Below are 22,458 nucleotides of genomic sequence, written 5' to 3' on the forward strand. Positions count from 1 at the left end.
TTTCATTTCTTTTGACCGCAAAAGAGGCGGATAAAAATCCGCCTAACGTGTTAATAAAATTTCCGGTTTCAGGATTATTTCGTACCGAAAATTTTATCTCCTGCATCACCTAAACCCGGAATGATATAACCGTTTTCGTTTAAGTGATCATCAATTGCCGCGGTGTATAATTCAATGTCCGGATGCGCTTTTTCTAATGCAGCAAGACCTTCTGGTGCGGCAACTAATACTAAAACTTTAATGTGTTTGCACCCTTTTTGTTTGAGCAAATCGATGGTTGCAATCATGGAACCACCGGTTGCTAGCATCGGGTCAACAACGATAGCTAAACGTTCATCTAAATCGCTGGCTAATTTTTGGAAATAAGGCACCGGCTCAAGGGTTTCTTCATTACGGTACATACCGACAACGCTGATACGCGCACTTGGAACGTGCTCTAACACACCGTCCATCATGCCAAGGCCTGCACGTAGAATCGGTACAACAGTGACTTTTTTACCTTTGATTTGGTCAATCTCAACCGGACCGCACCAACCGTCAATAATGACTTTTTCCGTTTCTAAATCGGATGTCGCTTCATAAGTTAATAGACTTCCGACTTCTGTTGCCAATTCACGGAATTTTTTCGTGTTAATTTCTGCTGCGCGCATTAAACCCAATTTGTGTTTCACTAAAGGGTGTTTGACTTCAACTAATTTCATTTTTATCTCCTTAATATTAGACGGTTCGCTGCGAAAAATAAATCGCGGAATAATATATCAAAGCCTGTTGCTTCTCAAATTTAGCTCAAAAATAATGCCTATGACATCATAGGCATTACGCTTGATTATTGCTCTTGGTTAATAAATGAGTCGTTTATCTCAATTTTCGCTTTAGTGCGTAGTGCATTTAATAAACTGTTTTGTAAGCTCACTTGAGAGAGTTGCTCAATTTGCACGGCAAATTGCTTTTGCTCTTGTTCGGTTAATTCGCCATCAACCACTTTATCTAATGCAATGATAACGACATCACCATTTGCATTGCTAGCGGCTTTATAGGTAGTTTTACCTTCTTCCGGCTTCGCCATGGAAAATACCGTATTGTTTAACACAGGATCTTTATTTTCGGCAAAGACCCAAGTTTGTTCTGCACCAAATTTTACGCCTTCAACAGACTTGCCTTCAGATAAATTTTGGACAATTTGTTCTGCTTGAGCTAATACGACTGCTTCTGCTTTTTGATGTTTTAAATGTGCGGTAATGTCAGCTTTGGCTTCATCTAATGTTTTGATGCTTTGAGGTTTATGATCAAGCACACGAACGACGACAGAATGTTGTTCACCCACGTTCATCGGTTCAGAGTTGCTACCGCCTTGGGAAAGATCAGAATCGAAAACCGCAGAAACGACATTAGGATAATTCAGTTCAGCAGGAATATCATCACGAGAAAAATATGCCGTTTCTTGTACTTTGACACCGCCTACTTCTGCAGCCGCATTCAATGAAGAAGGATCTTCAAATGCTTTTTCTGCAACACGTTTTTCAACGGAATAAAATTGTGTATTGACTAAGTTTTGACGGATTTGTGCCGCGATCTGCGCTTTTACGCTTTCTAATGGTTGTAACTGTGGCTCTTTGCGTTCTTCCACCAAAATAATATGGTAGTGATTGTCAAGATTTACCGGTTGGCTATATTGACCAACAGCTAAGGCATTTGCAGCATCTTCAAAAACTTTTGGAAATTCACCCGCACTTACCCAGCTTAAATCCCCACCGCGCTCTGCACTGGTTGGATCAATCGAGTGATTTTTTGCCAAATCTGCAAAATTTGCTCCATTTTGTAGCTGTTGGTATAGCTCTTGTGCTTGCTGTTCTGTTTTTACTTGAATATGGGCTAAGCGTTGTTGTCCTTGGGTTGTGAATTGGGGTTTATTATCTTGATAATATTGTGCAATTTCTACATCAGTAATGTTGATATTGTTCTCCATCGCCGCGCCGGATAAGTCGAGGTATTGTACTTTTACAGTTTCCGGAATGGTAAACTCAGCTTTGTGTGCATCGTAGTAAGCTTGAATTTCTTCATCGCTAACTTCTTGTTTGGCAATTTCATTGGCTAAAGGTAAATTTGCTAAACGAATTTGACGGCTTTGGAAGAAAAGTTTTGCTAATTTTTCTTGTTGAGCAGGGACGCTAAAGGTAGTAGTGCCTAAACCGCTTTGTAATTGTTCTAGGCGTAATGCTTCGCGAACATAACCGGCATAGGTTTCAGCAGAAATCCCATTATTTTGTAGTGTTTGTTGATATAGCGTATTGTCAAATTTGCCATTATTTTGGAAAGTTGGCGTGGTGACGATTTCTTGTTTAATACGTGCATCGCTAACACCTAATTTAAGTTCGTTAGCGTATTGGCGTAGTAGTTCTTGATCAATTAAAGAGGCAAGTACTTGACGTTTAAGATTGGCCACTTGTGCCGGTGAATCGATTTCTTGAGGCGTTAAATTACGTGATGCAATATTGTATTGATTTTGAAACGCTTGTTGTGAAATTTCTTCTCCGTTCACTTTTGCTGCTGAGTTATCCACTCGGGTATAAAGATAACCTGCCATCGAGCTGATAACAAATGTGACAGTAATAAAACCAAAAAGAAACTTGGAGGCCCAGTTAGTTGAGGCTCCGTGTAGTTTTTCCATTACCATGAAACGTATCCTATAAAAATAAAGCAAAAGTTTGCACGATTATAATCTAAAGCGCCTTTACACGCACTAGCAAAATAAAAAAAGCCAAATTATTCGATGATAATTTGGCTTTTTAAAAACGTTTAATTAATTGACCGCACTTGGAGAAATACTTTTCTTACGACGACTGCTTTTCACCGCAGAAATCGGTTCAAGCTTTACGAACTCAACACCGCTTGGTGGGTTTTCCAACGCAATGGTTAACACTTCATCGATGGTTTCTACCGCATGAATGTTCAAATCACGTTTGGCGTTTTCCGGAATATCTTCCAAATCTTTCACATTGTCTTTTGGAATAATCACTGTTTTAATGCCGCCACGGTGGGCTGCCAATAATTTTTCTTTTAAACCGCCAATTGGTAATACTTTGCCACGTAGGCTGATTTCACCGGTCATCGCCACTTCCGATTTCACCGGATTACCGGTTAAGCAGGATACCAATGCGGTGCACATGGCAATCCCTGCGCTCGGACCGTCTTTTGGTGTCGCACCGTCCGGAACGTGAATATGAATATCGCGTTTTTCGTGGAATTCCGGATTAATGCCTAATTTATCTGCACGGGCGCGTACGACAGTCATTGCCGCTTGAATGGATTCTTTCATTACATCGCCCAAGGAGCCTGTGTAACTGAGTTTACCTTTCCCTAGCACTGAGGCGGTTTCAATCGTCAGTAAATCGCCGCCGACTTCCGTCCATGCCAAACCGGTGACTTCGCCAACACGATTTTGCGTATCTGCACGACCAAATTCAAAGCGTTTCACGCCAAGGTAATCGTGTAGATTTTTCGCCGTCACTTTGATGGATTTTAATTTCTTATCTAACAGTAACGTTTTTACGGCTTTACGGCATATTTTTGAAATTTCACGTTCTAAATTACGCACACCGGCTTCGCGAGTGTAATAGCGGATAATATCCACGATCGCACTGTCATCAATGGTTAATTCACCAGCTTTTAACCCGTTGCGTTCCATTTGTTTGTTGATCAAATGGCGAGTGGCGATATTCAGTTTTTCATCTTCTGTATAACCGGATAAACGAATCACTTCCATACGATCTAATAATGGCGTTGGAATGTGCATGGAGTTTGAGGTCGCCACAAACATGACATCGGATAAATCGTAGTCCACTTCCAAATAATGATCGTTGAAATGGGCGTTTTGTTCCGGATCCAATACCTCTAATAAAGCAGAAGCTGGATCGCCACGCATATCAGAAGACATTTTGTCGATTTCATCTAACAAAAAGAGTGGGTTTTTTACACCGACTTTTGCCATTTTTTGAATCAATTTGCCTGGCAAGGAACCAATATAGGTTTTACGGTGACCACGAATTTCTGCTTCATCACGCACGCCGCCTAATGCCATACGCACATATTTACGCCCTGTTGCATTGGCAATAGATTGTCCTAAAGAGGTTTTACCGACACCAGGAGGGCCTACCAAGCAAAGAATTGGCCCTTTTAATTGATTTAAACGGGTTTGCACGGCAAGGTATTCCAAAATACGCTCTTTCACGCGCTCCAAACCATAGTGATCGGCATCTAAAATTTCTTGTGCTTTAGCGAGATCTTTTTTCACTTTGGTGCGTTTATGCCAAGGCACTTGAATCATCCAGTCAATATAACTGCGCACAACAGTGGCTTCAGCCGACATTGGCGACATCATTTTCAGTTTTTGCAATTCAGCTTCGGCTTTTTCACGTGCTTCCAAAGGCATTCTTGCCTCTTCAATTTTTTGACGAAGCTGTTCAATTTCACTTATCGCATTTTCTTCTTCGCCAAGTTCTTTTTGAATGGCTTTAATTTGTTCGTTTAAGTAATAATCGCGCTGACTTTTTTCCATTTGTTTTTTCACGCGACTACGAATGCGTTTTTCCACCTGTAATAGATCCGCTTCGGACTGCATTAAACCCAGCAAATACTCAAAACGTTCCACTACATTGGTCATTTCTAGTACGGTTTGTTTTTGGGCAACGGAAACCGGTAAATGGGAGGCTAAGGTGTCACTAACTTGTTCCAAATTTTCAATTTGTTGAAGTGCGGAAAGGATATCCGGCTGTACTTTCTTATTCAAATTCACATAGTTTTGGAATTCATCTAAGGCTGCTTTGTGAACAACTTGTAATTCTTTTTTATTACCAAGCGTGCTATTAAGCGGCTCTACCTGTGCTTGAAAATGTTCACCGGAATCTTCAATTTGATGAATTTTGGCGCGCTGTTGTCCTTCCACTAACACTTTCACGGTGCCATCAGGAAGTTTGAGCAACTGGATAATATTGGCAATGGTGCCGACATCATATAAATCGTCAATGGACGGTTCTTCTAATTCTGCCTGTTTTTGCGAAACCAATAACAGCTGTTTGCCATTATTCATGGCATCATCAAGGCTGCTAATGGATCTTGGTCTGCCTACAAATAACGGCATGACCATAAAAGGAAACACGACGACATCGCGCAATGGCAATACCGGTATGGTTTGTAATTCTGATTTTTTTGCTCTCATCATGTACTCTCTTATCTAAATTCCGTTGATTTCGCCTAATATTGGGGTGGATTCCGTAAATTCAAGCATCAAAAGGATATGCCAACACATAAAAGTGCGGTGATTTTTTAACGTGTTTTTATTGTTGAAAATGTTGCTCAGTATAACTGAAATAGATTGGAACAAATAAAGATTAAAAAAGAAAATTCATTAAGAATGGCGGTGAGAGAGGGATTCGAACCCTCGATGCAGTTTCCCACATACACGCTTTCCAGGCGTGCTCCTTCAACCACTCGGACATCTCACCGTGATTAGGACGTGCGAACTATAAGGATTTCATTGAGCCTCGTCAAGTATTTTTGTGATTTGCCCCATCAGACGATAAAAATTTCGCCAATAATCAGGTAAAATAAGCATCCACTCATGGTTATTCCATTCAATTTCTCATCTACGATTATGAATTATGTTAAAAAAATGGTTTCTTTCTAAAAATGTGTTTCTTGCGGTGAAACCTTTCAGTGCGTTGAAAGACAGCTTTCACGCGGGCTATAGCTCCCGTCATTTGGTTAAAGATATTATTGCCGGTTTGACTGTGGGGATTATTGCTATTCCGCTTTCCATGGCATTGGCGATTGCCAGTGGTGTGCCGCCGCAACATGGTTTGTACACGGCAATTATTGCGGGAATGATTATTGCGTTAACGGGGGGATCCCGTTTTAATATTTCGGGGCCTACCGCCGCATTTGTAGTCATTTTATATCCTGTGACGCAACAATTCGGACTAAGTGGCTTGTTGATGGCGACATTATTGTCAGGCATTATTTTAGTATTAATGGCGCTGTTCCGTTTAGGGCGACTAATTGAATATATCCCGTTGCCGGTGACACTCGGTTTTACATCGGGGATCGGTATTGTGATTGCCACGTTGCAAATTAAGGATTTTCTCGGTTTAAGTATTGAAAAGATGCCTTCTCATTACCTTGAAAAAGTACAAGTTATTTTGACCGCACTTTCAAGTATCAGCTGGGCGGATACCGCAGTAGGCATTATCACACTCATCGTATTAACCCAATGGCATAAACTTCGTTTACCGATTCCGGGTCATTTACCGGCAGTCATTATTGCGACTTTATTATCTTTAGGCTTAACTCATTTTGGCTTTTCTGTGGCGACGATCGGAACCGAATTCCAATATACGCTTTCCGATGGCAGCACAGGTTTTGGTATTCCAAATGTTTTGCCTGAATTTGTACTGCCGTGGAATATTCCTGATCTTCATGGCAACGTAATTGACTGGAATTTCGATACCATTCAACGACTGCTTCCTGCAGGGTTCTCAATGGCGGTTTTAGGTGCCATTGAATCTCTCTTATGTGCTGTTGTGTTAGATAACATGACGGACACCAAGCACCATTCCAATAACGAATTATTGGCGCAAGGATTAGGCAATATCGCATCACCGTTCTTCGGTGGTATTACCGCCACTGCGGCAATTGCCCGTTCAGCCGTTAACGTTAAATCTGGTGCGGTGTCACCACTTTCCGGCGTGGTGCATGCGCTATTAGTGCTGTTTGCCTTGTTATTTTTTGCGCCGGCGCTTTCTTATTTGCCGTTGTCGTCTATGGCAGCATTATTGCTGGTGGTGGCTTGGCACATGGCGGACTTGCCACAAATTATTCAGTTAATTCGTCGCTCCGGGCGTAATGAAATCACCGTGTTATTGGTTTGCTTGGTATTGACCGTGTTATTCGACATGGTGATCGCCATTTCTGTGGGCGTGTTGTTGGCAAGCTTGCTGTTTATTCGCACCATCGCTGAAATGACCAAATCCATCAGCATTGCTGTGCCGGAGGATTTAGATGATGTCTTAATTTATCGTATTAGCGGACCGCTCTTTTTCGCTGCAGCAGATAATTTATTTGCTGATTTACATGATAAGACCGTGCACACCGACCACGAAATTAAACACATTGTTTTACAATGCGATGCGGTGACGGTATTGGATACTGGGGGTATTCACGCACTTACACGTTTTGTGCAACATATGCTCCCACATCAACAGCTTTATATGTGCAATATGCAATTCCAACCGTTACGTACTATCGTGAAATCCGGTAGCTTGCCGGAAATTAAACAAATTAATTTCACGGCGGATTTGGCAGATGCGCTAAATAAAATTCGGGAGTTCGAAGGCATTGAAATTAAACAATAGCCGGTAATAAAAGATAAAAAAGGAGAGAGTATGTCTTTGACGTTAGCCCAAATTACCGAGCAACTTCGCGAACTTAAAGTCGTACCGGTGATTGCTTTGGATCGAGCAGAAGATATTTTGCCTTTGGCAGATACGTTAGCAAACAATGGTTTACCGGTAGCGGAAATTACATTTCGTTCATCTGCTGCTGCAGAAGCGATTTGTTTATTACGTCAACAGCGACCGGACTTTTTGATTGCTGCTGGAACAGTGTTAAACGCTGAGCAGGTTGTCGCCGCGAAAAACAGTGGGGCTGATTTTGTGGTTACACCAGGGTTGAATCCGAAAATTGTGCAATTATGCCAAGATTTAGACTTGCCGATCACACCGGGAGTGAATAATCCGATGGCTATTGAAGCAGCATTAGACATGGGGATCGAAACCGTGAAGTTCTTTCCTGCGGAAGCCTCGGGTGGGGTGAAAATGATCAAAGCCTTGTTGGGGCCTTATTCTCAGTTAGACATCATGCCTACAGGTGGCATCGGGATGCAGAATGTTAAGGCGTATTTGGCGATTCCAAATGTATTGGCGTGTGGTGGTTCTTGGTTTGTTGAGAAGAATCTGATTAATGCGAAAAATTGGCAGGAAATTGGGCGATTAACAAAAGATGTTGTGGAATGGGTTAATTCCTAGTTAAAGGCAACAAAAAAGTGCGGTGGATTTTAAATATGTTTTTAAATCCACCGCACTTTTTTATTTTTAGAACAATACGCGAGTGCGAATTGTGCCCTCAATATGACGCAATTTATCGATCAATGGTGCGGAATCGTCGGTTTCCACATCAATGACAACATAGCCGATTTTCGGATCGGTCTGTAAATATTGCGCAGCGATATTGACATTGGCTTCAACGAAAATTTGGTTAATTTTGGTCAAGATACCTGGGCGGTTTTCATGAATGTGCAACAAGCGTTTAGAGCCTTCGTGTTCCGGTAGAGACACTTCCGGGAAGTTAACGGAAGACAAGGTTGAGCCGTTGTCGGAATATTTCACAAATTTGCCGGCGACTTCAAATCCGATATTTTCTTGTGCTTCCGCGGTAGAACCACCGATGTGCGGCGTTAAGATCACATTATCGAATTTGCGTAATGGGGAAATAAATTCTTCGTTAATGGATGCCGGTTCTTCCGGGAATACATCGATTGCCGCACCGCGTATTTTGCCTTCTTCTAATGCTTTAGCTAATGCATCAATGTCTACGACGGTGCCACGTGCTGCGTTAATTAAAATGGCACCTTGTTTTAATTGGGCAATACGTTCTGCGCTGATTAAATTGCGGGTAGATGGCAATTCAGGTACGTGCAGGGAAATGACATCACAAGAACCAAGTAATTCTTCCAAGCTACGAACTTGTTTGGCGTTGCCAAGAGGCAGTTTGTTTTCAATGTCATAGAAGTGAACATCCATGCCCATGGATTCGGCAATAATACTCAGTTGTGAACCAATATGGCCGTAACCCACGATCCCTAATTTTTTGCCACGTACTTCGTGTGAACCTACAGCCGATTTATTCCATAAACCGCGGTGTACGTCCGCATTGGCTTGCGGAATGTTGCGCATTAATAATAGGATTTCACCTAACACTAATTCTGCCACAGAACGCGTATTGGAGAACGGCGCATTAAAGACCGGAATGCCGCGTACTTTCGCCGCATTTAAATCCACTTGGTTGGTGCCGATACAGAAACAGCCGATGGCGATCAATTTTGGTGCGGCTGCAATCATTTCTTCGGTTAAATGGGTGCGCGAACGTAAGCCGATAAAGTGGGCATCTTTGATGGCTTCTTTTAATTCATCGCCGTCCAACGCTTTTTTGTAATAATCAATGTTGGTGTAACCTGCGGCGTGCAAGGTGTCTAGTGTGCTTTGGTGAACACCTTCCAACAACACAAATTTGATTTTATTTTTATCTAATGAAACTTTTGATGTCATATTTGTCTCCAATTATTTTTTAAATGATTTTTGCACCGTCCGGTGTGCCGATAATCACGGTGTCTGCAGGGCGTAAAGCAAACACCCCGTTAGTGACGACGCCTGCAATGTTATTTAATTTTTTTTCCATTTCCACCGGATTCATAATGGCAAAATTATGCACATCTAAAATGATGTTGCCGTTATCGGTCACGACGCCTTCGCGGTATTCCGGTGCGCCGCCAAGTGTGACTAATTGACGTGCCACCTGTGAACGTGCCATTGGAATGACTTCAATCGGTAATGGGAAGGTTGAGCCTAACACATCAACTTGTTTGCTGCTATCCACGATGCAGATGAAATTTTTTGCAAGTGCAGCCACAATTTTTTCACGGGTCAATGCCGCGCCGCCGCCTTTGATCATCATTTTTTGCGGATTGATTTCATCAGCGCCATCCACATAAATATCTAAACCGGAGACATCATTTGTGCTGAAAACTTCAATGCCTTGCTGGCGGAGTAATGCTTCTGAATTTTTCGATGCTGCCACCGCGCCCTTAATTTGATCTTTTAATGTTCCCAAGGCTTTGATAAAGCAATTCACGGTCGAACCGCTCCCCACGCCCACGATCATATCCGGCTTCACAAATTGCAAAGCCGCTTGCGCGGCGATTTTTTTCATTTCAAGTTGATTCATTTTTTCTCCTTACATCACAAAATTACGCAGTTAAATCGCGTAAACGATTGCGTTTACTTTAATCAGTTTCCTTGGCATAAACAAGTAGAGATATGTTATTCCGGCAAAAAGGCTTCTAATAGCTCGTTTAAGAACAGTTTTCCGTGCTCGGTGACTTGCCAAGTGCGGTCGGTTTCCGTGATGAATTTTTGATCCAGCGCCCAAGCCATCGTCTTATCTACCGCACTTAATGACAAGCCGGTGAATTGTTCAAATTCGTTTTTTGGCACGGCCTCCAACAAGCGGAAACGGTTCATAAAGAATTCAAACGGGCGATCTTCGGCGCGGACTTCCCGTTCTTCATATAAATATTCGCCGCGCATGTAGCCTTTCGGGTGTTTGGTTTTGCTGTAACGCAAAATTTTCCCGTTTGGAAAACTGAGTTTGCCGTGTGCACCGCAACCAATGGCAAGATAATCGCCGAAGCGCCAATAATTTAAATTGTGTTGGCACTGAAAGCCCGGTTTGGCGTAGGCTGAAGTTTCATATTGTTGATAGCCCGCAGCCGTTAATAACTGATGGCCTTGCTCAAAAATATCCCACAATTCATCGTCATCAGGCAATTTCGGTGGATGGTAGGCAAACATCGTATTCGGCTCGATAGTGAGTTGATACCAAGATAAATGGGGTGGCGCCAGTTCAACGGCTTGACGCAAATCCGCTAAGGCTTCGTTTAAGGTTTGATTGGGTAAACCGTGCATTAAATCTAAATTAAAACTGCGCAGAGAAGAAACACGGGCAAAACTTACCGCACTTTTCGCCTCGGCGGCATTATGAATACGCCCCAATTTTTGCAATTTTTCATCAGAAAAACTTTGAATGCCCATAGAAATACGATTGACGCCGGCTTGTACGTAACCTAAAAAACGTTCGGCTTCAGCCGTACCGGGATTCGCTTCGAGGGTAATTTCAATATGAGGTGCAAAAGGAATGTGTTGCTCGATTTGATGTAATAAAAACGCGATATTTTCTGCGCTAAATAGGCTCGGTGTGCCGCCACCGATAAAAATTGAGTGCAGCGGACGCTGTTGTATGCTTTCCTGATAACGCGATAAATCCGCTGCTAAGTCAGCAAGTAAATGGCGCACATACGCCTGTTCGGGAATAGTGCCTTTTTGCGCATGCGAGTTGAAATCGCAATACGGGCATTTTTGCACACACCAGGGAATATGAATGTATAAACTCAGCGGTGGTAACCGCAACGGATTTAACGGCGGTGTTATCATTAGTGAACGACCACCGCAGTACCGCTTGCCACAATCATAAACATGCTTTTGGCATCGGAGGTGATGGTGGTGTAATTAACTTCTACGCCCACAACGGCATTAGCGCCTAATGCTTGAGCATTTTTTTGCATTTCATCTAACGCTTCTTTGCGCGATTTGGTAATGCGTGATTCATACATGCCTGAGCGTCCACCGATAATGTCGGTAATGCCGGCAAAAAAGTCGCGGATAAAATTCGAACCGGCAACCACTTCGCCGAACACCAGTTGTTTATATTCGACAATTTGTTTGCCTTCGATGTGAGGCGTAGTGGTAATAATCATCTTTTACTTTCCTTAAAATTCATTGTGAAAACTGACCGCACTTTAGGCGCCCAATTTGGCTTTAAGTACGGCTAATGCACGGGCACGGTGGGAAATTTTCTTTTTCTCGGCAGTTTCCAGTTCGGCAAAGGTGCAACCTGTCTCCGGGCTGAAAAAGAGTGAGTCATAACCAAAGCCATTGTCGCCTTTTTCTTCAAAAGTAATGACACCGTGACATGCGCCTTGCGCAATAATCGGGGACGGATCGGTTGGATGTTGTAATAACACGATGGTGCTAACAAATTGCGCACTGCGGTGCTCGGTTGGCACATTCGCCAATTCCGCTAACAATTTTTCACGATTTTTCGCATCAGCCTGTTCACCATCTACGCCGGCATAACGTGCGGAATATAAGCCCGGCGCGCCGTTTAACGCTTCAACCACTAAGCCGGAATCGTCAGCAATCGCCGGTAAACCGGATTTTTCCGCTGCATAGCGGGCTTTTAAAATGGCGTTTTCTACAAAGGTTAGGCCGGTTTCTTCCGGGCTGTCGATGCCTAAGTCGGTTTGGGCGATAACCTCAAAACCGAAATCTGCTAACACATCTGCCATTTCTCTGACTTTACCCTGATTGCCGGTGGCTAAAACAATTTTTTGTTTCATGCTTGCTCTCTTACTTGTTTTGTGAAGTGCATTTTGAAAAATGCCTCGTATTATAACGCACCCAATAAAAAAGACGAGGCGCATTGCCTCGTCTTACATAAAAACAAAGTAGAGGAGAGAGATTACAGTGCGATGCGATCGCGATTTTTTTCGAGCGTAGCTTTGCCGATGCCTTGCACTTCTAATAATTGCTCGATAGCACTAAACGCGCCGTGTTTTTCACGGTATTGCACAACGGCTTCCGCTTTTTTCGCCCCGATACCCACAAGCGCTTTTTGAATTTCAGCGGCGGAGGCGGTGTTGATGTTGACTTTCTGGCTAACGGTGGTCGTTGCGGCAGTTTGCTCTGTTTGTGCTGCAGGTTCTGCCGCCTTTTCTGTTGCCATGGCAGTGCCGGTAAACACCGTTCCTAACACGAACAGAGAAGCCAAAAGATGTTTCATTACTTTCATAGTGATTCCTTTTCAGACTAAAGTTAAATACACGTTGAATTAATCAACGGGCGTACTTTGCCGAAAATCGAAAAAATGCACGAGAAAACGACCGCACTTTTGGGAGCTTGATCGCAAAACAAAAAAAAGTGCGGTAGAAATAGGGGCGGTTTTGTCAGAGGTGATGATTTTGAATGCTGTTTTATTTGTTAAAAAAACGTTGAGTTTTTGGCTGAAAAAGGTTAATTTTGCCCACCTTTTATACTGATATTTGGAAGAAAATCGTTTATTCGTAAGTCAATCGTTACTATTTTTACTTTATGTTGAAAGGTAGTGCTTAAACATCGTTGTTGATATATACGGCTAAATACCTTACGACATAAGCTTCAATACGTATTAATGAATAAAATGTTATGACAGATTTTATTGAAATCACGCCACAACAAGCGTGGGAAATGTTACAAAAGGATGAAAATGCTGTGTTGGCGGATGTGCGGGATTCGGCGTGCTTCAGTTATTCTCATGCTCAAGGTGCGGTGAATTTAACAGAACACACTTGGCCGGATTTTGAAGCGGAATATGACTACGATCAGCCGATTCTGGTGAGTTGCTATCATGGCGTGAGCAGTCGCAGTGTTGCCACGTTTTTACTGCAACGTGGCTATGAAAAGGTTTACAGTGTGCAAGGCGGATTCGCCGCTTGGGTGGGCGCTAACTTACCGCTGGAAACGGCATATTAATTAAATCCAACGGCGATGATATAACCTAAAACGCCGTAAAATATGACCGCACTTAAGGCTAAACCTCGACGTGCAAAAGCTGGTTTACGTTGATGTAGTCGATAAAAAATCCGCGCTAGGATGACTAATGCCAATGGATAACACCAGAGAAAAATCGACATGACGCGGACTTGAATGTCGCTGAGGTGCGGATTGTTCAATAAATGCGGTGAAACCAATTGTGCCAAAGGCCAAAGTAAAATTGGCAAACAAAAGAGAGCAATTGCCCAACTGAACGGGCTAAATCCTTGAGGCAAATTTGAATTTCTCATTTTTTCTCCATCGGTTAAATTTTGGAAAAGGAATATAGCAAATGCAGCATTTGTTTGGTAGTGAAATCCCTGACTTAGTGCGTGATTTTCAGGCGCATATTCGTACGAAATATCACGCGGAAGTGCTTGTTGAAGAAAACCGAAATGCGCAGGGCAAGATCGTCTATGATGTTTTTCTATCGGAAAACACACCGCACTTTTTTGCGATTGAACAGGAAACCGACGTTTTTTTAATGGAATGGCTGGGCCGAAAAAATGCGCAAGCGTGGCAAAACGGCACCAGTCCACTCAATGTTTTTCATGAAGTGCCTTCCGCTAACTCTCAGGCAAATAGTCGCTTTTCTTTTTTATCTTATTTCCAACAGCAAAAAATAACCGTCTTTCTGACCGCACTTTGTGCCTTGATTTACCTTTTGATGTTTTTAGGTTTTGCCGAACCTATTTTATTACTCTCCCATTTCCCGGCTGAACTGGGGCAAGAAGACGAGATTTGGCGTTATCTCAGCCATACGTTAGTGCATTTATCCAATATGCATATTCTGTTTAATCTCACCTGGTGGTGGATTTTTGGTGGAGCGATTGAACGGCAGTTAGGGAGCATTAAATTACTTCAGATTTATCTACTTGCCGGGGTGGTCAGTGGCGTGGCGCAAAATATCGCAAGCGGACCGGCATTTTTCGGTTTGTCTGGCGTGGTGTACGCCGTATTGGGCTATGTGTTTGTATTGGACAAACTGAATAAACAGACCGATTTTGAAGTGCCGGATGGCTTTTTTTATATGTTAGTGGTGGGGATTTTGCTCGGTTTTGCCGGCCCGTTAGTGGATATCAATATTGGGAACACAGCGCATATTTCCGGTTTATTGGTGGGAATGTTAGTGGCGTTTTTGGATCGAAATATTCGCGTAAAGTCGTGATCTTCGAGTAAAAATAAGATAAATTAACAGTCCGAAGTGTTATTTTAACAACTAAGGAATACACATGAGACAATCTCTTCGTCATCAAAAAATTGTCGAATTGGTTAAACAAAAAGGATATTTAAGTACAGATGAGTTGGTGGCGTTATTTGATGTGAGCCCCCAAACAATTCGACGTGATTTAAATGAACTGGCAGAAGCGAACGTGATTCGCCGTCATCATGGTGGCGCGGCCTCACCTTCTACCGCAGAAAATAGCGATTATCACGATCGCAAACACTTTTTCTCTCAAGAAAAAAATCGCATTGCGAATCAAGTGGTGCAACTTATTCCTAACGGCGCTTCACTCTTTATTGATATCGGTACGACCTCTGAAGCGGTTGCCTTTGCCTTATTAGCCCATCAAAAACTGCGTATTGTGACCAATAACCTCAACGCGGCACATATTCTCATGCAAAATGACTCTTTTGATATCACCATCGCCAGTGGGTCTTTGCGTCAAGACGGCGGCATTATCGGTGAGTCAACGGTGGAGTTTTTATCACAGTTCCGTTTGGATTTCGGGATCTTAGGTATCAGCGCCATTGATTTGGACGGTACGTTGTTGGATTACGATTATCATGAAGTACAAGTAAAACGGGCGATCATTGAAAATTCCCGTAATACCTTGTTGGTAACAGACCATTCTAAGTTTAGTCGACGCGCGATGGTCAAACTGGGCTCCATTACAGATGTAGAGTATGTGTTCACCGATTCGGATGTCCCGCCAAGCATTGATGAGTTATTAAAAAATAAGAACGTCAATCTTGTTGTTTGCTAGCGTTTAACTCGCTTTCCTTTCATTTTCAGTAAAAAGTGCGGTGGATTTTCACCGCACTTTTTTTATTTCTCTTTCCTCTCCTTTTATTTTTTATTTGCTTATATCTTATTTTTCAACTTAAAATAAGTCCATCATCAAAAATGGATAAATATACGTAGTCATAAATTTTTATGTATGTCATTGCTTGTTTATTTGTGATGTTGTTTTTTATTGGATAAAAACTTTTATTAGGATCTTGAGGAGAAAAATGCGTAACGCCATCAAATTTAATGTAATAACACTTTGTGTGTTTAATGTGATCAACATTGCCTATGCTGAAGAGCAATTAGATCAAATTGACGTGGTTGAAAGAATCATTGCTAATGAGAAAAAACCGTTTACTGAAGCGAAAGCGAAAAGCACGCGAGAACATGTTTTTAAAGAAACACAAAACATTGATAACGTTGTTCGTAGTATGCCGGGCGCATTTACCCAACAAGATAAAGGCTCCGGCGTCTTGTCGTTAAATATTCGTGGAGAAACTGGTTTTGGGCGGGCAAATACTATGGTGGATGGTGTTACACAAACATTTTATTCCACTTCAATGGATTCCGGGCAAGCTGGTGGTAATTCTCAATTTGGCGCATCCTTAGATCCGAATTTTATTGCCGGCATTGATTTAACGAAGGGAAACTTTAGTGGTACAAACGGTGTGAATTCTTTGTATGGCTCGGCAAATTTCAGAACATTGGGCGTCAATGATGTGATTGTAGGGGATAAGAATATTGGTTTTATTATCAAAGGGATGACCGGCACCAATGCAACAAAATCCAACTATATGGCGATGGCAGCTACCCGAAAATGGTTGGATAACGGCGGTTATATGGGCATGTTATATGGATATAGTCGCCGAGAAGTCTCGCAAGATTATAAAATCGGCGGAGGTGGTCAGAAAATCGCGGATGTAGGCGATGATTTTTTACAACAACAAAAAAAGAAAGAATTTACCGAAGCCGGGTTTGTGTTTGATCACGCTAAAGGCCGTTGGATGCCGGATATGAATAAAAATATGTGGGCTTGTAATGCCCCCACACCATCTCAACCGGAGGCCTATCCTTGCAGTTATTATCGTAATGCGGAGCGAAGACGAATTTTACAGGATCCGGAACACTCTCCTGAATTACAAAAACAAATTGATGAAACTAACGCGGCTTTTGAGCGCAATAACGACCAATATCGTTTGGCGCCATTGGATCCAAGCAGTATTCGTCAAAGCGCTCATAGTCATTTAGTCAAGTTTGAATATGCTGACGATCGCCATACGTTAAATCTACAATTACGTGCTTTGGATAATGCTATTGGTACTCGCAAAATTGAAAACCGTAATTATCAACTTAACTATAACTTCAATGATAATGGCTATGTTGATATGAATGTGTTGTTAGCGCATAACGTGGGCAAATCCAAATATCCGCAAGGTTCACGGTTTACCGGCTGGGAAGTATTGAAATATTTAGAAACGAAAAATACAGCTAATATTTTTGACATCAGTAACAGTTACAGATTTACCTTGCCAAAAGACGTTGATTTAAAAACTATCTTAGGTTTTAACTTCTTCAAAAATGAATATAGCAAAAATCGATTCCCTGAAGAGCTTAGCTTATTTTATGACGGTTCTTCGCAGCAGGGTGGTTTATACGATTTCCTTGGACGTTATAAAGGTTCAAAAGGGCTTTTGCCACAAAAATCGAGTATCTTGCAGCCTTCCGGTGAACAAAAGTTTCAGACCTTTTATTTAGATACGTCACTGACTCGTGATATCTATCAGCTGGATTACAGTGTGAATTTGATTAAGTATAAATTTAATGGCGAATACGCGGGTTACTATAATTCTCCGGAAGATTTTGAAAAAGCTTTTGGCAAGGATTCTCAAATTTATAAAAAATATTGTGATCCTAACGGCGGTTGTCAAATTTATGAACCCTTAGAAAGAAGAGCCGGCCACAAAACAGCAATAAACCATTCTGCGATTTTCAGTGCGCGTCTTCATGACTACTTTATGCCTTTCGTGGGCTATGCCAGAACGAACCGTATGCCAAATATTCAGGAAATGTATTTTTCTCAAGTCTCCGATGCGGGTGTTAATACTCATTTAAAACCGGAGCGTGCTTCGACTTATCAATTGGGTTTTAATACCTTTAAGGAAGGTGTTTGGAGAAATGATGATGTGCTAGGAATAAAAGTCGTCGGGTATCGTAGTGACATTAAAAATTATATTCATAATGTTTGGGGCGAATGGTGGCAAGGCGGTGCGCCTACTTGGGCAGAAAGTAACGGTTTTCAATTTACCATTGCACACCGTAATTATGCTAAAACGGTGAAAAAGAGCGGTGTGGAATTAGAGTTAAATTATGATATGGGTAGATTCTTTACGAATCTCTCGTACGCTTATCAAAGAACCAATCAGCCAACCAATTATAGTGATGCCAGCCCTCGTCCGAATAATGCGTCAAAAGAAGATATTTTAAAACAAGGTTACGGTTTGACTCGAATTTCTGCGTTACCAAGAGATTATGGTCGCCTTGAGCTTGGTAGCCGTTGGTTTGATCGGAAATTAACGGTCGGCGGTGCAGTTCGCTATTACGGTGAAAGTAAACGTGCTTCCATTGAGGAACGGTATATTGATGGTACCGCATTTGAGAAGAATGCCTTAAGACGTGGCCATCATGCAATTAAAGAAACGGAAACCATTGAAAAACAGCCGTTGATTTTTGATTTATATGTCAGTTATGAGCCGATTGAAAATCTGGTTTTAAAAACAGAAATTCAGAATCTGTTTGATAAGAAGTATATTGATCCGCTGGATGCCGGTAACGATGCGGCAACACAACGTTATTACAGTAGCGTAAGTAGCGCACCATCACAGCCTTGCTCACCGGGAGAATTATGCCATACGGATGACCATGGCGGAAAAACACAATCCATTTTAAATAACTATGCTAGAGGACGAACCATCGTGTTCAGCTTGAGTTATCAATTTTAGAGGAAATTTAGGGTGGTGCCCCCAACAGGACTTGAACCTGTGACCAATCGATTATGAGTCGACTGCTCTAACCGACTGAGCTATGGGGGCGGTAAGAGTTGCGGTGGGATTATAGGGAAATATCGGGTTAAAGTCTAGCCACGCCATCTTGTGTGTGTTTAATTTAAACAAAAAAGGATAAGCCTTTTGACTTATCCTTTTTTCTTGTATTAAAAATTACTCGTCCAAGAAACTGCGTAAAGTTTCGGAACGGCTCGGGTGGCGTAATTTGCGTAGTGCTTTTGCTTCGATTTGACGAATACGCTCACGGGTCACGTCAAATTGTTTGCCGACTTCTTCTAATGTGTGATCGGTGTTCATGTCGATACCGAAACGCATACGAAGCACTTTCGCTTCACGCGGCGTTAAGCCTTCCAACACTTCGTGTGTCGCGGCTTTTAAGCTTTGTGCGGTGGCAGAGTCCAGAGGAAGCTCTAAGGTAGAGTCCTCGATGAAATCACCTAAATGGGAATCATCGTCATCACCGATTGGGGTTTCCATGGAAATCGGTTCTTTGGCAATTTTCAGCACTTTACGGATTTTGTCTTCCGGCATGCCCATGCGTTCCGCTAATTCTTCCGGTGTAGCTTCGCGTCCCATCTCTTGTAACATTTGGCGAGAAATACGATTGAGTTTGTTGATGGTCTCAATCATATGCACCGGAATACGAATAGTACGTGCTTGGTCTGCGATAGAACGGGTAATTGCCTGACGAATCCACCAAGTGGCATAAGTTGAGAATTTGTAACCACGACGGTATTCAAATTTATCTACGGCTTTCATTAAACCGATGTTGCCTTCTTGAATTAAATCAAGGAATTGTAAGCCACGGTTGGTGTATTTTTTGGCAATGGAAATCACCAAACGAAGGTTTGCTTCCACCATTTCTTTTTTCGCACGGCGGGCTTTGAGTTCACCTTGTGAGATACGTTCACCAATTTCTCGAATTTGCGGAATAGTCAACTGCGTGTCTTGTTCAATTTGAACTAAATGAGCAATCGCTTGGCGCAATTCATTTTCATACTGGGCGAGTTTTTCAGACCAAGACTTCCCGGCGGAAAGGGCTTTTACCAACCATACATCGCTGGTTTCGTGGCCGATAAAGCTTTTTTGGAAATTGGATTTTGGCATTTTAGCGTTATCCACCACAAGGCGTTGAATCAGACGCTCTTGATGACGAACACGTTTCATCACATCTCTCATGGAGAGCACTAACGTATCGAATTGTTTCGGCACTAAGCGGAACTGAGTGAATATATCAGATAATGCCTGAATTTCATCTTTCGCTTTTTTGCCGGTTCGACCGTGTTTTGCAATGATTTCTAGGGTTTTTTGATGTTGTTGTCTAAGTGCGGTGAATTTTTCACGTGCTACTTCAGGATCAATGCTGTTATCGCTATCGCTGTCGTCACTGGCGCTTTCTTCGCTATCTTCTTCGTCTTCGCTTTCATCATCAATTTCAGCTGCAGCAACGTTTTCTTCGCCTTCTTCTGACTGGAATTCATCTAATTCTGCGGTTTCTGATTCGCTTAATACGTTTGGATCCACGAAACCGGTAATTAGGTCAGCTAAACGAACGCCACCACTTTCTACCAAATCATATTGTTCAATGAGATAGGTAATGGCTTCAGGGTAAGCGGCAATAGCGCTTTGAACTTCGTTGATGCCTTCTTCAATTCGTTTAGCAATATCAATTTCACCTTCACGGGTGAGCAATTCTACGCTACCCATTTCGCGCATATACATACGTACCGGGTCAGTCGTGCGACCGAGTTCTGCTTCTACGCTGGATAATACTTGGGTCGCTTCTTCAACGACATCTTCATCGGTGATATTTTCATTGAGCATTAGATCATCCGCATCCGGTGCGGTTTCCAACACTTGAATCCCCATGTCGTTGATCATCTGAATAATATCTTCAATTTGATCCGCATCGACTAATTCTTCAGGGAGGCTGTCATTCACCTCAGCATAGGTTAAATAACCTTGCTCTTTCCCTTGAGCGATGAGTAGTTTCAATTGAGATTGTGGATTTTGATCCATATTTGATATCCGCCTTGCTTACTTATTTGGAGAAGATAAAATGCTAGGGATTCTAACATTCTTACTCAGGTTTAACTATTTCTTTTCTTGTTTTTTTACCAACAAATGTGAAAGCTCTTTTTTCTCGTTGAGATCCAATCCTTCCGCACGATCTTTAGCGATGAGCCAATGGATGCGTTTATCAACCAGTTGCAGGTAAAAGTAACGTAATGTTTCGCGGAACGTGTCCTCGATCTTATCGTCTTCAATCAAGTGGTTCCACGCCAGTAGTTTTTCAAGTGTTTTTTGTTGTTTTGTATCACGCCAGTGCTCCAGTAACTGCCCTGCACTGATGCCCACTTTTTCGCGGCAAAGTGCGGTCAATTCTGCAAGTAAATCGTAGCCCGGCTCGTCCAAATTTTTGAGCGGCTCCAAATCTGGTACGAATTTCACCAGCTCTGGGTTTTGTAACAATAACGCGATTAAAATACGCATGGGGGTGGGCTTAAATTGAATCCCTTGTGTTACAGGTTCATTTTCCTGTTTTGCCTGCTTAGGCATCAAACTTTCAAGTTGTGCGGGATCTAGAATACCTAATTTCTTGGCAAGCATATTGCGTAAATCCAAACGTAACACATCGCCCGGAATTTGTTTAATCAGCGGAATTGCCAGTGCGGCAAGTTTCGCTTTGCCTTCTTTGGAGGAAAAATCCACTTTTGGAGTTAAGTGAGCGAACAAAAATTCACTTAAAGATTGTGCGTTCTCAATGTATTCCTCGAAGCCTTGCTTACCGTATTGACGAATGAAACTATCCGGGTCTTCGTCATCAGGTAAAAAGATAAATTTCAGTTGGCGACCATCTTCCATATAAGGCAACGCATTTTCCAGTGCACGCCATGCTGCATCACGCCCGGCGCGATCGCCGTCATAACAACAAATGACTTGTTCCGTGGAGCGAAAAAGTAATTGAATTTGTTCCGAGGTAGTGGAGGTGCCAAGCGAGGCCACAGCGTAATTCACCCCGAATTGGGCGAGTGCCACCACATCCATATAGCCCTCTACAACCAGTAATTTTTGTGGTGAATCATCCGCTTGTAGCGCTTCAAATAAACCGTAGAGCTCGCTGCCTTTGTGATAGGTGACGGTTTCCGGTGAGTTTAAGTATTTTGGTTTTTCATCGGTTAACACGCGTCCGCCGAAAGCCACGGTGCGCCCGCGACGATCGCGAATTGGGAACATAATTCGATTGCGGAATTTGTCGTACACATTGCCGCGATCATTGCGCGACAACATGCCTAAATCGAACAGTTTTTGTTGCTCTTCACGTGTTTTACCAAATTGACGATAAACGGTATCCATGGCGTTTGGCACATAACCGATTTGAAAACGTTCAATGATTTCCGCAGATAAACCACGCTGTTGCAGATAACTTTGTGCAGGAATATTTAACGGCAATTGTTGCTGATAAAACTTAGCAATCTCCTGCATAAGTTCGTACAGATTACGCTTGGTTTGATAGCCAACTTGCTTGCCGTTATCGTTAAAGTGCGGTCGTTTTTCGTAGGGAATTTCCAAGCCGAGAAAGCCTGCCAGTTCTTCCACCGCTTCCACAAATTCCAGCTTGTCGTATTCCATCAAAAAGGAAATAGCATTGCCATGCGCACCACAACCGAAACAATGATAAAACTGCTTTTTATCGCTGACGGTAAAAGAAGGCGTTTTTTCATGGTGAAACGGGCAACAGGCTTGATAATCACGGCCGGCTTTTTTCAGTTTTACGCGGGAATTAATTAAATCGACGATGTTAATTTTGGTTAAAATATCGTCTATAAATATGCGGGGAATGGAACCTTTCATCGAGTATTTTGCCTCT

The 22,458-nt window shown here is 42.4% G+C and carries 18 protein-coding genes and 2 tRNA genes; 6 read left to right on the forward strand and 14 right to left on the reverse strand.

Annotated features, from left to right (window positions below; all coding sequences use genetic code 11):
- Positions 1–74 precede the first annotated feature (74 nt).
- The 4 genes from upp to AC30SH_RS01845 all read right to left on the reverse strand — a co-directional run bounded on the left by upp (position 75) and on the right by AC30SH_RS01845 (position 5,501).
- Positions 75–701 (reverse strand): uracil phosphoribosyltransferase, encoded by a 627-nt coding sequence (gene upp / locus AC30SH_RS01830; RefSeq protein ID WP_006719274.1) that lies wholly within the window; start codon positions 699–701, stop codon positions 75–77.
- Between the two features lie 125 nt (positions 702–826).
- On the reverse strand, positions 827–2,674 hold the full coding sequence (gene ppiD / locus AC30SH_RS01835; RefSeq protein WP_489582029.1) for a peptidylprolyl isomerase: 1,848 nt from the start codon (positions 2,672–2,674) through the stop codon (positions 827–829).
- A 126-nt stretch (positions 2,675–2,800) separates the two neighbouring features.
- A complete protein-coding gene (lon, locus tag AC30SH_RS01840; protein ID WP_315027990.1) occupies positions 2,801–5,218 on the reverse strand; it encodes an endopeptidase La in 2,418 nt (805 codons plus the stop codon).
- A gap of 193 nt (positions 5,219–5,411) precedes the next feature.
- Positions 5,412–5,501 (reverse strand) — tRNA-Ser (locus AC30SH_RS01845).
- A gap of 156 nt (positions 5,502–5,657) precedes the next feature.
- Between AC30SH_RS01845 and dauA the strand changes: the two genes are divergently transcribed.
- Together dauA and AC30SH_RS01855 are read left to right on the forward strand one after the other, a co-directional pair.
- A complete protein-coding gene (gene dauA, locus AC30SH_RS01850) occupies positions 5,658–7,406 on the forward strand; it encodes a C4-dicarboxylic acid transporter DauA (protein WP_489582030.1) in 1,749 nt (582 codons plus the stop codon).
- Positions 7,407–7,436: 30 nt separating this feature from the next.
- Positions 7,437–8,078 (forward strand): bifunctional 4-hydroxy-2-oxoglutarate aldolase/2-dehydro-3-deoxy-phosphogluconate aldolase, encoded by a 642-nt coding sequence (locus AC30SH_RS01855; RefSeq protein ID WP_489582031.1) that lies wholly within the window; start codon positions 7,437–7,439, stop codon positions 8,076–8,078.
- Positions 8,079–8,144: 66 nt separating this feature from the next.
- On the opposite strand, the gene serA is transcribed toward AC30SH_RS01855, so the two are convergent.
- From serA to AC30SH_RS01885, 6 genes are all read right to left on the reverse strand, one after another.
- A complete protein-coding gene (gene serA / locus AC30SH_RS01860) occupies positions 8,145–9,377 on the reverse strand; it encodes a phosphoglycerate dehydrogenase (RefSeq protein WP_489582032.1) in 1,233 nt (410 codons plus the stop codon).
- Positions 9,378–9,396: 19 nt separating this feature from the next.
- Entirely contained in the window at positions 9,397–10,053 is a 657-nt protein-coding gene (gene rpiA, locus AC30SH_RS01865; RefSeq protein WP_489582033.1) for a ribose-5-phosphate isomerase RpiA, read from the reverse strand.
- 95 nt (positions 10,054–10,148) lie between these two features.
- A complete protein-coding gene (hemW, locus tag AC30SH_RS01870; RefSeq protein ID WP_489582034.1) occupies positions 10,149–11,318 on the reverse strand; it encodes a radical SAM family heme chaperone HemW in 1,170 nt (389 codons plus the stop codon).
- The gene (locus AC30SH_RS01875; RefSeq protein WP_212509934.1) at positions 11,318–11,641 is read right to left on the reverse strand and encodes a YbjQ family protein; all 324 of its coding nucleotides are present in this window, start codon (positions 11,639–11,641) and stop codon (positions 11,318–11,320) included. The genes hemW and AC30SH_RS01875 overlap by 1 nt, the downstream gene beginning before the upstream one ends.
- A 42-nt stretch (positions 11,642–11,683) precedes the next feature.
- Positions 11,684–12,283: an RdgB/HAM1 family non-canonical purine NTP pyrophosphatase gene (gene rdgB / locus AC30SH_RS01880; RefSeq protein ID WP_212509933.1), complete on the reverse strand. Its 600-nt coding sequence runs from the start codon at positions 12,281–12,283 to the stop codon at positions 11,684–11,686.
- A 122-nt stretch (positions 12,284–12,405) separates the two neighbouring features.
- Positions 12,406–12,735: a ComEA family DNA-binding protein gene (locus tag AC30SH_RS01885; protein WP_212509932.1), complete on the reverse strand. Its 330-nt coding sequence runs from the start codon at positions 12,733–12,735 to the stop codon at positions 12,406–12,408.
- A gap of 392 nt (positions 12,736–13,127) precedes the next feature.
- Here AC30SH_RS01885 and glpE point away from each other — a divergent pair, with 392 nt between their 5' ends.
- Positions 13,128–13,454: a thiosulfate sulfurtransferase GlpE gene (gene glpE / locus AC30SH_RS01890; RefSeq protein WP_212509931.1), complete on the forward strand. Its 327-nt coding sequence runs from the start codon at positions 13,128–13,130 to the stop codon at positions 13,452–13,454.
- Here the strand turns inward: glpE and AC30SH_RS01895 are convergent.
- Entirely contained in the window at positions 13,451–13,765 is a 315-nt protein-coding gene (locus AC30SH_RS01895) for a DUF5389 domain-containing protein (protein ID WP_109128229.1), read from the reverse strand. The two genes, glpE and AC30SH_RS01895, sit on opposite strands and share 4 nt — an antisense overlap.
- A gap of 41 nt (positions 13,766–13,806) precedes the next feature.
- On the opposite strand from AC30SH_RS01895, the gene AC30SH_RS01900 reads away from it, so the two are divergent.
- The 3 genes from AC30SH_RS01900 (at position 13,807) to AC30SH_RS01910 (ending at position 18,524) form a co-directional block, all read left to right on the forward strand.
- Entirely contained in the window at positions 13,807–14,682 is an 876-nt protein-coding gene (locus AC30SH_RS01900) for a rhomboid family intramembrane serine protease (protein ID WP_212509930.1), read from the forward strand.
- 64 nt (positions 14,683–14,746) lie between these two features.
- Complete coding sequence (locus AC30SH_RS01905) at positions 14,747–15,502, forward strand: DeoR/GlpR family transcriptional regulator (protein WP_109431940.1); 756 nt, start codon at positions 14,747–14,749, stop codon at positions 15,500–15,502.
- Positions 15,503–15,749: 247 nt separating this feature from the next.
- The gene (locus AC30SH_RS01910; protein WP_212509929.1) at positions 15,750–18,524 is read left to right on the forward strand and encodes a TonB-dependent receptor domain-containing protein; all 2,775 of its coding nucleotides are present in this window, start codon (positions 15,750–15,752) and stop codon (positions 18,522–18,524) included.
- A gap of 13 nt (positions 18,525–18,537) precedes the next feature.
- Here AC30SH_RS01910 and AC30SH_RS01915 read toward each other — a convergent pair.
- The 3 genes from AC30SH_RS01915 to dnaG form a co-directional block, all read right to left on the reverse strand.
- Positions 18,538–18,614 (reverse strand) — tRNA-Ile (locus AC30SH_RS01915).
- Between the two features lie 126 nt (positions 18,615–18,740).
- Positions 18,741–20,606 (reverse strand): RNA polymerase sigma factor RpoD, encoded by a 1,866-nt coding sequence (rpoD, locus tag AC30SH_RS01920; RefSeq protein ID WP_109859617.1) that lies wholly within the window; start codon positions 20,604–20,606, stop codon positions 18,741–18,743.
- Between the two features lie 75 nt (positions 20,607–20,681).
- Positions 20,682–22,442, reverse strand: coding sequence for a DNA primase (dnaG, locus tag AC30SH_RS01925; RefSeq protein ID WP_109859618.1), 1,761 nt, complete (start codon positions 22,440–22,442; stop codon positions 20,682–20,684).
- Positions 22,443–22,458 lie beyond the last annotated feature (16 nt).

The sequence above is a fragment of the Aggregatibacter sp. HK296 genome, assembly GCF_980469475.1.